Source organism: Mesorhizobium sp. B2-4-13 (assembly GCF_006658535.1).
Lineage (GTDB): Bacteria > Pseudomonadota > Alphaproteobacteria > Rhizobiales > Rhizobiaceae > Mesorhizobium > Mesorhizobium australicum.
On the sequence record NZ_VFVB01000004.1, the window covers coordinates 109,498 to 120,741 of the forward strand.

The following is an 11,244-nucleotide window of genomic DNA, read 5'->3' on the forward strand; positions in this document are numbered from 1 at the left end:
ATGACCGATATCGACGACAAGGATGAAGAACGCCATCGCGCCAAGATGGCCAAGCGCAAGGCGGTGCAGGACGCCGAGGTTGCGGGCAAGACGATCGAGAAGGGGTTGCTGATCGTCAACACCGGTCCCGGCAAGGGCAAGACCACGGCCGCCTTCGGTCTCGCGCTGCGCATGCTCGGCTACGGCAAGCGCGTCGGCGTCGTCCAGTTCATCAAGGGCAAGTGGCACACCGGCGAGAAGGACGCCTTTGCCGTCTTTGGCGACCGTGTCGTCTGGCACGCAATGGGCGAGGGTTTCACCTGGGAGACGCAGGACCTGAAGCGCGACATCGCTGCCGCCGAGGCCGCCTGGGCCAAGGCTCTGGAATTGATCGGCGATCCTTCGATCAGCCTTGTCGTGCTCGACGAGCTCAACATTGCCTTGCGCTACGACTATCTCGCTCTCGACAAGGTGGTTGCGGCGCTCAAGGCTCGCCGCGAAGGCCTGCATGTCGTCGTCACCGGCCGCAACGCCAAGCCGGCACTGATCGAGGCGGCGGACCTGGTCACCGAGATGGGGGTGACAAAGCACCATTTCTCGGCGGGCGTGAAAGCGCAGCAAGGCATCGAGTTCTAGAAAACCAGAACGGCGATCAGCGCGACCAGGCCGAACAAGCCGATCAGCAGGTAGTCCGCGACCCGGTAAAGCTTGAGCGCCCGCCTGATATCGCCGCTGTCGACATCGCGGCGGCCGCCTTCGCCCATGAAGATGTCGTCGACCATGACACCGCCATAGCTGCGTGGTCCGGCGAGCGCGAGCCCGAGCGCGCCGGCCATGGCCGCTTCCGGCCAGCCGGCATTGGGCGAGCGGTGTTTTTTCGCGTCGCGCCGTACCGCCTTCCAGGCGTCGCGGGGGTCGGCGTCCTCGACCAGGAGGGAAGCGAGCACGATCAGCAGCGCCGTCAGCCGCGATGCAGGCAGGTTGATCCAGTCGTCGAAGCGCGCCGCCGCCCAGCCGAAGGCCTCATGGCGCGGAGTCCGGTGGCCGACCATCGAATCGGCGGTGTTGGCCGCCTTGTAGGCCGCGCCGCCGGCGAGCCCTCCGACCCCGGTCCAGAAGGCGGGGGCGACGATGCCGTCGGAAAAATTTTCCGCCAGGCTCTCGATCGCGGCGCGGCAGACGCCGGCGCGGTCGAGCATCTCGGGATCACGGCCGACGATCCGCGAAACGGCGGCCCGGCCCATGTCGAGGCCTCCGCTGTCGAGCGCGTCGGCGACGGCTTCGACATGCTCGTAAAGGCTTTTCTGCGACAGAAGCGATGTCGCCAGAAAGACGGCAATGATCCATCCCAGGGGGACGAACCAGAGCAGAACAAGCTGCACGCCAAGGCCTGCTATCGCCGGCACCAGCACAATGACCAGAAGCGCCTGGACACCACGTTGGCGACGCAACGCGTCGGGATCAGTGGCGCGGTTGAGCCGCAAGTCGAGAAAGGATATCAGCCTGCCGAACCATGTCACCGGATGGCCGATGGCGCGAAACAGCCAGTCGGGATAACCAAGGGCGAATTCGGCAATTAATGACAGGAAAGCGATCAGGACTGACATGAAGCTTCTTGAAGGAGCGGTGGACCATGGTGGAAGTCTTGGCCGGGCAAGGGCGCTTTTCCCCAATGCCGTGCTGCCTTTCGTCGACCTCTCGACCGGTATCAATCCGCACTCCTACCCGCTTTTCGACCTGCCCGCCACCTCGCTGTGGCGATTGCCAGAGGCCGCGCGTGGGCGCGAACTGATAGAGATTGCGGCCAACACCTATGGCGCGCCTTCCCCAGCAAGCGTTGTGGCGGCCCCTGGCACACAGATCCTGTTGCCGCGCGTCGCCTCGCTGGTGAGGCCCGGCAAGGCAATGGTGCTGGGGCCGACCTATGCCGAACACGCCCGGGCGGCGGCGATTGCCGGGCACGACGTGGTCGAGGTCAGCGATTTCGCGGCGCTGGCGGAAGCCGACCTCGCCATCATAGTCAATCCGAACAATCCCGATGGGCGCGTCGTCGAGCGCGACCGGTTGCTGGTGCTGGCCGCTGGACTTCGCGCCAAGGGCGGGCTGCTGGTCGTCGACGAGGCGTTCATGGATGTCGGTCCACGCGAGCACAGCCTCGCCGGCGATGTCGGCCAGGGCGGCATCGTCGTGCTGCGTTCCTTCGGCAAGTTCTTTGGTTTGGCCGGCCTGCGGCTCGGGTTCGCGCTTGCCGACGCGCCGACGGCTGAACGGCTGGACATGCAGTTCGGGCCGTGGGCTGTCGCAGGACCGGCCCTGGAATATGGCATCCGCGCGCTCGCCGATCTCGATTGGCAGGATGCGATGCGGGCCTCGCTGGCGGAAGCGACGGTGCGGCTCGATGCGCTGTTTAGCCGTTTCGGTGTTCCCGTCGCGGGCGGCACCACGCTGTTCCGCTATCTCAGCCTGCCCGATGCCGGCGGCCTGTTTTCCGGGCTTGGCCAGAGCGGTATCCTGCTGCGGCATTTCTCCGAACGGCCGCATGCCTTGCGCGCCGGACTGCCGGGGAGCGAGGAGGAATGGCGCAGGCTCGAATCCGCCCTTGCCGTTTGGGCGTCGCGGCGCGAGGATCGTTCGAAAGGTTTCAAACAATGATCCATGTCTGCTCATTGGCGAAAATCGAGGAAGTGGTGGCCAGGACCGGCGCCGACCGCATGCTGTCGCTGCTCGCCGTCGGAACGGACGTAGTCCGACCGGCCTCGATCCCAAGGAAAAACCATCTGCACCTGGTCATGCACGACATCGCCGTGGCGCAGGACGGCATGACCATGCCGGGCGAGGAGCATGTCCGTAACCTGCTCGATTTCGCACGCCGCTGGGACCGGGCGAAACCAATGCTGGTGCACTGCTATGCTGGCATCAGCCGTTCGACCGCCTCGGCTTATATCATCGCCGCGGCTTTGGCGCCGAAACGCAACGAGGAGGAACTGGCGCGGACGCTGCGAGCGCTGTCGCCTTCGGCGACGCCCAATCCGCGGCTGATCGCGGTGGCCGACGCGCTGCTCGAGCGCAGCGGCCGCATGATCGAGGCGATCGAGTCGATCGGGCGCGGCGCCGACGCCTTTGAAGGCACGCCGTTCGCCCTCAAGATCGACGGCTAGCTATTTCAGCCACTCCGCGAGCTTGGCCTTGCGCACATCCCGCACCAGGTTGATGAACCCGTCAGCCTGATATTCCGCGGTCAGCCGGCCTTTCTCGGCTGTCGCGATGCTGGCGTCGCCGACCACGCCGTTCGGGTTGAGATCCCCGGCGATCCAGGCGAAGGCGTGGGTGCCTGTGTGGCGCAACAGCGAGAATTCCTTCTCGGCCTTGGCGACGTTGGAAACGAAGTTGTCGGCCTTGCCCATGTCGACGAGATCGGGCCGGAAATGCAGCATCAGCGATGTCTCGACATCGCCGCCATGAATGCCGTGACGATCCTCGAGTTCGGTGTACATGCCGGCCGGGCGGCCAAAGCGCTGCCAACTGGTCTTCACCGCCAGCATCTTTTCGCGCACGCGCAATTCGCGCGTGACGATGCCCATGATCTCCTCATTGCCGCCATGCGAATTGACGACTATGAGCTTGCGCACGCCGGCGCGCGCGATCGACAGGCCAAGCTCGGTCCAGGCGTCGACCAGCGTCGTTGCCGGCAGGGTCAATGTGCCCGGCGCGTGCAGATGCTCGTTCGACTTGCCCACCGCCTGGACCGGCAGGATGCGGATATCGAGATCGTGGGGCAAACGTGAAATCACCGTGTCGAGCATGCCGTTCATGATCGAAGTGTCGGTTGAGACGGGCAGATGCGGTCCATGCTGCTCGATCGCCGCCAGCGGCAGCACCGCGATCGTCGCCTCGGGATCGATCGAGGCGTATTCGGTGGTCCGGTAGTCGCCCCACCATACGCGTTTCTTGCCAGCAGTCATGTCACGCCTCTTCAAATGATCAGGTCAGACCTAGCGCGGTGCGGCCGGCCTGTCGATCACCCGGCCGCGATGGCCTCGACCTCGACCTTGAATTCGGGCCGGGCAAAGCCGGAAACGATCATCAGCGTCGAGGCTGGCGCCGGGCTCGAAAACAGCCGGTCGCGAACCTCCATATAGGGCCGCAGATGCGCGCGGTCGGTGACATAGGCGTTGATGCGAACGATGTCGCCAAGTCCCAGCCCGGCTTCGCCCAGAACCGCCGCGATGTTCCTGAAGCAGAGTTCGGCCTGCGCGCCGGCATCTTCCGGTATCTGGTCGTCCGCCGTGATGGCGACCTGACCCGAGCACAGCACCAGACGCTTGCCGGCCGGCACCTCGACGCCGTGGCTGTAGCGGGCAAAGGGTGGCTTGATCGACTTAGGGGTAAGGAATTTGAACATGGCAATCTCCTGGATATCGCCAGCCTAAGGCCGGATGCATTGCACCATCAAGATGGTGGTGCATGTCGCCGGTGCGATTGTGGACAGGCGTTCAAAAAATAGGCACGATGCCCTTCGGTGCAGCACGACCTTTCCGGCTTTCGCAGATGGCTGTGGTGCAGGCGGGCGGGTCCCGGCGCGCGACGCCGGTGGCATGTGTCTTGCTTCTTGAATCTTTGGTGTCAAGCACGGCGCGCAACGCGCCGGTGCAAATAAAGGGCGGTGTCAATGTACGTGAAACAGAAGATTTCGGCCGCGGTGGTGGCCCTGCTTGCGGCCAGCACGCTGGGCGCGGCGGCGAATGAAAAAGTCACTTTCGGCACCAACTGGCTCGCCGAGCCGGAACATGGCGGCTATTACCAGGCCGTGGCCGATGGCACCTACGCCGCCTGCGGTCTCGACGTCACCATCATGCAGGGCGGCCCGCAGGTCAGCGGCCGGCCGATGCTGCTCGCCGGCAAGATCGATTTCTACATGGGCGGCAATCTGCTGTCGGCCTTCGACGCCGTCCAGCAAGGCATTCCGATGCGTGTGGTGGCAGCCGACTTCCAGAAGGACCCGCAGGTCATCATGTCCCACCCCGGCGAGGGGCTCGACAAATGGGAAGACCTGAAGAACGCCGAGCAGTACATTCTGGGTGACGAAGGCGTGCAGACCTTCTTCCAGTGGATGGTCATCGAGCTCGGTTTCGACGCTTCAAAGCGCGTCCCCTACACCTACAACACCGCCCCTTTCCTCGCCAACAAGAAGTCGATCCAGCAGGGCTACGTCACCTCGGAGCCGTTCGCGGTCAAGAAGGAAGGCGGCTTCGTGCCGAACCAGTTCCTGCTCGCCGACTACGGCTGGGACACCTATTCGACTACGATCGAGGTGATGCAGGAGACGATCGACAAGAAGCCTGAGGTGGTCCAGTGCTTCGTCGATGGCTCGGCCAAGGGCTGGTACAAGTACCTCTACGGCGACAACAAGGCCGCCAACGACATGATCAAGAAAGACAATCCTGACATGAGCGACGAGCAGATCGCCTTCTCGATCGAGCAGATGAAGAAGTTCGGCCTGGCCGATTCCGGCGACACCGAGAAGCTCGGCATCGGCGCCATGAAGGAAGAACGGATCAAGAGCTTCTACGACAAGATGGTCAAGGCCAAGGTCACGCCTGAAGGCATCGACATCACGAAAGCCTACACGCTGGCCTTCATTAACAAGGGGGTCGGGCTCGAGCTGAAGAAATAGGCCGGCCCGGCATGATGCGGGAACAGGTGGCGCAAACGCCCGCCTCGGACATGGCTCCGACCTTGCTGGCGCTGCGTGGCGTCGGCAAGGTCTTTTCCAACGGCGTGACGGCGCTCAGTGATGTCGACCTGACGATCCGGGAAGGCGATTTCCTCAGCCTGCTCGGACCGTCGGGCTGCGGCAAGTCGACGGCGCTGCGGCTGATTGCCGGCCTGTCCACGCCGACATCCGGCGTGCTCGACTGGCGCGGCGGCGGCTCGCTCGACCGTGCCAATATCGGCTTCGTCTTCCAGGAGCCGACGCTGCTGCCCTGGGCCAGCGTCTTCGACAATGTCTGGCTGCCGCTCAGGCTGAAAGGCATTTCCCGCGCCAAGGCCGCCCCGGCGATAACGGAGATGCTGGCGCGGGTGCACCTAACCGGCTTCGAGGACGCCGTGCCGCGCGAACTCTCCGGCGGCATGAAGATGCGCGTCTCGATCGCGCGCGCCATGGTGACCAAGCCACGCGTGCTGTTGATGGACGAGCCGTTCGCGGCACTCGACGAGATCACCCGCTTCAAGCTCAACAACGACCTGCTGGAACTGTGGCAAGACGAGCGCTTCACCGTCGTCTTCGTCACCCACAGTGTGTTCGAAAGCGTGTTTCTCTCCAACCGCGTCGTCGTCATGGCGGCTCGGCCGGGGCGGGTGTTCGACGAACTCGCGATCGAGGCCTCCTATCCGCGCGATGATGCGTTTCGCACCTCGCCTGGCTATGCGGCCCTTTGCCGGCAAGCCTCGGATGTGCTGGTCAATGCCATCAATTCAACAGTGGGCTCGCATCATGACGGCCATTGACGGCACGTTGAAACTCGACCCCGAGGAAGCGCGCCGCGTGCGCCAGGAGCGGTTTGAGCGGATCGGCCGCTGGGTTCTGCCGCTGGCGATCATGATCCTGGCGATCTGGCTGTGGGACCGCATTTGCGTGTGGAACGAGATCCCGCAATACATCCTGCCGCGCCCCGGCGTTGTGCTGACAACGCTCTACAACGATGCCGGCCTGCTGTTTTCCGCACTGCTGGTCACCTTGCGCATCACCTTCCTCAGCCTGCTGCTGGCGGTGGTCGGTGGCGTCGGCCTGGCGGTCTTGTTCGCGCAGTCGAAATGGGTGGAGATGTCGTTCTTCCCCTTCGCCATCGTGCTGCAGGTGACACCGATCGTAGCGATCTTTCCACTGATCAACATCTATGTCGACAACCAGACGACCAAGCTCCTGCTCTGCGCCTGGATCGTCGCCTTCTTCCCGATCCTGTCCAACACCACGCTCGGCCTCAACTCGGTCGACCGCAACCTGCGCGACCTGTTCAAGCTCAACGGCGCGACGCGCTGGCAGCAACTGCGCTATCTCAGGCTGCCGGCGGCCATGCCGTATTTTCTCGGCGGGCTGAAGATTGCGGGCGGCCTGTCGCTGATCGGCGCCGTGGTGGCCGAGTTCGTCGCCGGCGCCACCGGCCAGTCGTCCGGGCTTGCCTCGCGCATCATCGAAGCGGGTTACCGGCTCAACGCGCCAAGGCTGTTCGCGGCGCTGTTTCTGATATCGCTGACAGGCATCCTGATCTTTCTCGTGCTGTCGCTGATTTCGCATCTCATTTTGCGGCGCTGGCACGAAAGCGCGCTGAAGCAGGAGCGGTAGACCTTGATACCAGCCTCTGGCTCCTACCGCCTTGCCAACGCGCGTGTTCATCAATCTGTCACGCTTGGTCTGGCTGCGACCTTCGACAGCGACGGTTTCGCCCTTGCCGACATTACCGTCGCGAACGGCAAGATTTCCAGCATCGCCGCGCAGGCCGCATCGAAGGTACCGGCGGGCGTCATCGACCTTGCCGGCCGTATCGTGCTGCCGTGTTTCGTCGACTGCCACACGCATATCGACAAGGGCCATATCTGGCCACGAAAGCCCAATCCAGACGGCAGCTTCATGGGCGCTCTGAACGCCACGGGCGCCGACCGTGTGGCGCGCTGGACCGCCGAGGATGTGGCGCGCCGCATGGATTTCTCGCTGCGCTCGGCCTACGCGCATGGCACCAGGGCGCTCAGAACTCATATCGACAGCGTCGCGCCGCAGGAGGAAATCTCCTGGCCCGTGTTCGAGACGATGCGCGAGGCATGGCGTGGCCGCATCGAATTGCAAGGTGCCTGCCTGCTCGGCATCGAGGGCGTGCGCGACAAGAAATGGTTCGACAGGCTGGCCAAACGCGTGGCCGCCGCCAAGGGCGTGCTGGGCGTCGTCACCTATATGGTGCCGGACCTGGAAGAGCTGCTCGACCACGTTTTCGCGCAGGCAATCAAGCACGGGCTCGACCTTGATTTCCATGCCGACGAGACCGACGACATCGCCGCGATCTCGCTGAAAAAGATCGCCGAGGCGGCGCTGTGGAACGGCTTCGAGGGCAACATCCTCGTCGGCCATTGCTGCTCGCTGGCGCGCCAGCCCGATCTCGAGGTGCTGGACACGCTGGACAAGGTGGCGAAGGCTGGGCTGGCAATCGTGTCGCTGCCGATGTGCAATCTCTATTTGCAGGACCGTCGCGCTGACCAGACCACACCGCGCTGGCGTGGCGTGACGCTGCTGCACGAGATGAAGGCGAGGGGCATTCCCGTGGCCGTCGCTTCGGACAACACGCGCGATCCCTTCCATGCCTATGGCGATCTCGACATGCTGGAGGTCTACCGCATGGCGACGCGCATCCTGCATTTCGATCACCCGGTCGGCGACTGGCCGCAGGCGGTCACCGCGACGCCGGCCCAGGTGATGCGGCTCGATGGCTTCGGCACGCTCACCGCCGGAGGCGATGCCGACTTCGTGCTGTTCAAAGGTCGAAGCTGGACGGAATTGCTGTCGCGCCCCGAATCGGATCGCATCGTCGTGCGTGCGGGGCGAGCGATAGACCGGCAATTGCCCGACTATGCCGAACTCGACGGACTGATGGTGGAATGATGGATGTTTCGGCGCTCAAACGCGATCTCGACGGGATAAAACTCGACGACAATCCGGCCATCGTCCAGCAGAAGAGCCGCGACTTCTATTGGTACAGTCCGGTGCTGAAACAACAGCTCGACCATGTCACCGGCGACCTCATCGTGACGCCGAAGACCGAGGCCGAACTGATCCGCGTGCTTGCCGCCTGTCATCGCCATGGCGTGCCGGTGACGCCGCGCGGCAGCGGCACCGGCAATTATGGCCAGGCAATGCCGCTTTCGGGCGGTGTGGTGCTTAATCTCGCCGAGATGAACGAGATCAAGTCGATCGCGCCGGGGCGCGTGGTGACCGGACCGGGCGCGGTCCTGTCCGACATCGACAAGGCGACGCGCGCGCATTCCGGGCAGGAGCTGCGACTGTCGCCCTCCACCTACAACACCGCCTCGATCGGCGGTTTCATCGCCGGCGGCTCCGGCGGTGTCGGCTCGATCAATTTCGGCGGATTGCGTGATTTCGGCAATGTGCTGCGCCTGCGCGTGGTGACGATGGAGGCCGAGCCGAGGGTGCTCGAACTCACCGGCGAAGACCTGCACAAGGTGACCCACGCCTATGGCACCAATGGCATCATCTCGGAAGTCGAGATGCCGCTGACGGCGGCCTATGACTGGATCGACGTCATCGTCGGCTTCGACCAATTCATGGATGCGGCGCGCTATGGCAATGCGCTGGCCTGCCAGGACGGCATCCTGACCAAGCTGATCACGCCGATCGCGGCACCCGTGCCGCAGCTTTATTTCAAGCGGCACCAGAAATTCTTCAGGGAAGGTCAAAGCATCTGCGTCGTCATGGTGGCGCAACATGGGCTGGATGCTTTTCTGGCCTTTACGCGCCGCGCCGGGGGTGAGGTGATCTACAACGCCACCACGGCGACGCCGGAGGAGAAAAAGGGCCTGCCGCCGGCCTATGAGCTGGCCTGGAACCACACGACGCTCCGGGCGCTGCGCGTCGACCCCGCCGTCACCTACCTGCAGTCGCTCTATCCCTTTCCCAACCAGCTGGCGCTGGTAGAGAAAATGGATGCGATGTTTCCCGGCGAAGTGTTCTCGCATCTCGAATTCGTGCGGCTGGATGGCAACATCACCTGCTTCGGCCTGCCGCTGGTCAAGTTCACCACCGAGGCGCGGCTTAACGAGATCATCCGCCTGCATGAGGAAAATGGCTGCCCGATCTTCAACCCGCACCGCTACACGCTGGAAGAGGGCGGCATGAAGCAGACCGACGCGGTGCAACTCGCGTTCAAGCGCGAGACCGACCCGCAAGGCCTGCTCAATCCCGGCAAGATGATCGCCTGGGAAAACCCGGACTATGACTACCGTTCGGGCCGGACTTTTCTGTTCAAGGGGCTGCAAAAGGCTGGGTAATGAACATCCTCGTCCTCTATGCCCATCCGGTCGAGACCAGCTTCAATGCCGGCCTGCACCGGATGATCGTCGAGCGGCTCACGATGGCTGGCCATTCGATCGATGACTGCGATCTCTATGGCGAGGATTTCGATCCGCGTCTGACGCGCAGGGAGAGGCTGGATTATCACAATTTCCGCGGTCCCGGGGATCCTGCGGCGCCATACGTCGAGCGCCTGTTGCGGGCCGATGCGCTGGTGCTTTCCTATCCGGTCTGGAATTACGGTTTTCCGGCGATCCTGAAAGGGTTTTTCGATCGCGTCTTCCTGCCGGGCGTGTCGTTCAAGCTGGTCGACGGCAAGGTGCAGCCGTCGCTGCACAACATAAGAAAGGTCGCGGCGGTCACCACCTATGGCGGCAGCCGGTTCCGCGCCTTTCTGATGGGCGACCCGCCGCGAAAACTGATCAAGCGCATGTTGCGCGCCACCGTAAAGCCGGGCGCACCGGTGACCTACCTCGCGCATTACGCGATGAACCTGTCGACCGATGAAACCCGGAAGTCCTTCACGGTGAAGGTCGCGGCCAGCATGGATGCGTTCTGATGCGGGCGCTTGTCGTCTATTGCCATCCGGTGCCGGAGAGCTTCTGCGCCGCCATTCGCGACACCGCCGTGGATGTGCTGACGCGGCGAGGCTGGGACGTGCGGCTGCTCGACCTCTACGCCGAAAAGTTCGATCCGGTGATGAGCTGCCAGGAGCGGCGTACCTACAATAGTCAGGCGCCGCAGGACCCGGCGCTGAAACCGCATTTCGAACTGCTCAACTGGGCCGAAGCGATCCTGTTCGTCTACCCGACCTGGTGGTACGGACTGCCGGCGATGCTGAAGGGCTGGCTCGACCGGGTGTGGGCGACCGATGTCGCCTTCAAGCTACCGGCGGGCAGGGGAGGGATCAAGTCGCTGATGACGCATGTCACCAAGGTCGGCGTCATCACCACTTGCGGCGCGCCGACCTGGTGGAGCGTCGTCGTCGGCCAGCCCGGGCGCAAGACCTTGCTGCGCGGCATGCGGGCGCTGTGTGCCAGGCGCTGCAAGACGTTCTTCCTGGCGCATTATTTGATGGACGCCTCGACGCCGAAGACGCGAGCGGCGTTTCTGGTCAAGGTGCGGGCGAAGTTGGAGCGGTTTTGAAAGATTAGCACCTTCTCCCCGTGAACGAGGGAGAAGGAAAAAGC

General features: G+C 63.7%; 13 protein-coding genes. 10 read left to right on the forward strand and 3 right to left on the reverse strand.

The genetic code is table 11. From position 1 onward, the window contains the following. A complete protein-coding gene (gene cobO / locus FJ936_RS12465; RefSeq protein ID WP_140788660.1) occupies positions 1–615 on the forward strand; it encodes a cob(I)yrinic acid a,c-diamide adenosyltransferase in 615 nt (204 codons plus the stop codon). Here cobO and cbiB read toward each other — a convergent pair. Beyond that, the gene (gene cbiB / locus FJ936_RS12470) at positions 612–1,586 is read right to left on the reverse strand and encodes an adenosylcobinamide-phosphate synthase CbiB (protein ID WP_140788658.1); all 975 of its coding nucleotides are present in this window, start codon (positions 1,584–1,586) and stop codon (positions 612–614) included. The genes cobO and cbiB overlap by 4 nt on opposite strands. Between cbiB and cobD the strand changes: the two genes are divergently transcribed. Together cobD and FJ936_RS12480 are read left to right on the forward strand one after the other, a co-directional pair. Then, on the forward strand, positions 1,585–2,631 hold the full coding sequence (gene cobD, locus FJ936_RS12475) for a threonine-phosphate decarboxylase CobD (protein WP_140788656.1): 1,047 nt from the start codon (positions 1,585–1,587) through the stop codon (positions 2,629–2,631). The two genes, cbiB and cobD, sit on opposite strands and share 2 nt — an antisense overlap. Further along, on the forward strand, positions 2,628–3,137 hold the full coding sequence (locus FJ936_RS12480; RefSeq protein WP_140788654.1) for a tyrosine phosphatase family protein: 510 nt from the start codon (positions 2,628–2,630) through the stop codon (positions 3,135–3,137). The genes cobD and FJ936_RS12480 overlap by 4 nt, the downstream gene beginning before the upstream one ends. Here the strand turns inward: FJ936_RS12480 and FJ936_RS12485 are convergent, their stop codons facing one another. Together FJ936_RS12485 and FJ936_RS12490 are read right to left on the reverse strand one after the other, a co-directional pair. After that, positions 3,138–3,941 carry a creatininase family protein gene (locus tag FJ936_RS12485; protein ID WP_140788652.1) on the reverse strand — a complete coding sequence of 268 codons (804 nt, stop codon included), beginning with the start codon at positions 3,939–3,941 and terminating at the stop codon, positions 3,138–3,140. 56 nt (positions 3,942–3,997) lie between these two features. Then, complete coding sequence (locus FJ936_RS12490; RefSeq protein WP_140615865.1) at positions 3,998–4,381, reverse strand: RidA family protein; 384 nt, start codon at positions 4,379–4,381, stop codon at positions 3,998–4,000. 267 nt (positions 4,382–4,648) lie between these two features. On the opposite strand from FJ936_RS12490, the gene FJ936_RS12495 reads away from it, so the two are divergent. From FJ936_RS12495 to FJ936_RS12525, 7 genes are read left to right on the forward strand one after another with little or no spacing between them, the layout of a single operon-like run. Beyond that, on the forward strand, positions 4,649–5,653 hold the full coding sequence (locus FJ936_RS12495) for an ABC transporter substrate-binding protein (protein ID WP_015317382.1): 1,005 nt from the start codon (positions 4,649–4,651) through the stop codon (positions 5,651–5,653). A gap of 11 nt (positions 5,654–5,664) precedes the next feature. Then, positions 5,665–6,489: an ABC transporter ATP-binding protein gene (locus FJ936_RS12500; protein WP_140788651.1), complete on the forward strand. Its 825-nt coding sequence runs from the start codon at positions 5,665–5,667 to the stop codon at positions 6,487–6,489. Beyond that, positions 6,476–7,324: an ABC transporter permease gene (locus tag FJ936_RS12505; protein WP_015317384.1), complete on the forward strand. Its 849-nt coding sequence runs from the start codon at positions 6,476–6,478 to the stop codon at positions 7,322–7,324. The genes FJ936_RS12500 and FJ936_RS12505 overlap by 14 nt, the downstream gene beginning before the upstream one ends. Positions 7,325–7,327: 3 nt before the next feature. After that, positions 7,328–8,629 (forward strand): cytosine deaminase, encoded by a 1,302-nt coding sequence (locus tag FJ936_RS12510; protein WP_141906620.1) that lies wholly within the window; start codon positions 7,328–7,330, stop codon positions 8,627–8,629. Continuing rightward, entirely contained in the window at positions 8,629–10,032 is a 1,404-nt protein-coding gene (locus FJ936_RS12515; protein WP_140788784.1) for an FAD-binding oxidoreductase, read from the forward strand. The genes FJ936_RS12510 and FJ936_RS12515 overlap by 1 nt, the downstream gene beginning before the upstream one ends. After that, positions 10,032–10,613: an NAD(P)H-dependent oxidoreductase gene (locus tag FJ936_RS12520; protein ID WP_141906621.1), complete on the forward strand. Its 582-nt coding sequence runs from the start codon at positions 10,032–10,034 to the stop codon at positions 10,611–10,613. Before FJ936_RS12515 ends, FJ936_RS12520 begins: the two co-directional genes overlap by 1 nt. Continuing rightward, positions 10,613–11,200: an NAD(P)H-dependent oxidoreductase gene (locus FJ936_RS12525; RefSeq protein ID WP_140788647.1), complete on the forward strand. Its 588-nt coding sequence runs from the start codon at positions 10,613–10,615 to the stop codon at positions 11,198–11,200. Before FJ936_RS12520 ends, FJ936_RS12525 begins: the two co-directional genes overlap by 1 nt. The last annotated feature ends 44 nt before the right edge of the window (positions 11,201–11,244 follow it).

What these genes read in the sequence shown, in the direction of transcription:
- cobO (WP_140788660.1), top strand. Translation starts at nt 1, where the DNA reads ATGACCGATATCGACGACAAGGATGAAGAACGCCATCGCGCCAAGATG.
- cobD (WP_140788656.1), top strand. Translation starts at nt 1,585, where the DNA reads ATGAAGCTTCTTGAAGGAGCGGTGGACCATGGTGGAAGTCTTGGCCGG.
- cbiB (WP_140788658.1), bottom strand. Translation starts at nt 1,586, where the DNA reads ATGTCAGTCCTGATCGCTTTCCTGTCATTAATTGCCGAATTCGCCCTT.
- FJ936_RS12480 (WP_140788654.1), top strand. Translation starts at nt 2,628, where the DNA reads ATGATCCATGTCTGCTCATTGGCGAAAATCGAGGAAGTGGTGGCCAGG.
- FJ936_RS12485 (WP_140788652.1), bottom strand. Translation starts at nt 3,941, where the DNA reads ATGACTGCTGGCAAGAAACGCGTATGGTGGGGCGACTACCGGACCACC.
- FJ936_RS12490 (WP_140615865.1), bottom strand. Translation starts at nt 4,381, where the DNA reads ATGTTCAAATTCCTTACCCCTAAGTCGATCAAGCCACCCTTTGCCCGC.
- FJ936_RS12495 (WP_015317382.1), top strand. Translation starts at nt 4,649, where the DNA reads ATGTACGTGAAACAGAAGATTTCGGCCGCGGTGGTGGCCCTGCTTGCG.
- FJ936_RS12500 (WP_140788651.1), top strand. Translation starts at nt 5,665, where the DNA reads ATGATGCGGGAACAGGTGGCGCAAACGCCCGCCTCGGACATGGCTCCG.
- FJ936_RS12505 (WP_015317384.1), top strand. Translation starts at nt 6,476, where the DNA reads ATGACGGCCATTGACGGCACGTTGAAACTCGACCCCGAGGAAGCGCGC.
- FJ936_RS12515 (WP_140788784.1), top strand. Translation starts at nt 8,629, where the DNA reads ATGGATGTTTCGGCGCTCAAACGCGATCTCGACGGGATAAAACTCGAC.
- FJ936_RS12520 (WP_141906621.1), top strand. Translation starts at nt 10,032, where the DNA reads ATGAACATCCTCGTCCTCTATGCCCATCCGGTCGAGACCAGCTTCAAT.
- FJ936_RS12525 (WP_140788647.1), top strand. Translation starts at nt 10,613, where the DNA reads ATGCGGGCGCTTGTCGTCTATTGCCATCCGGTGCCGGAGAGCTTCTGC.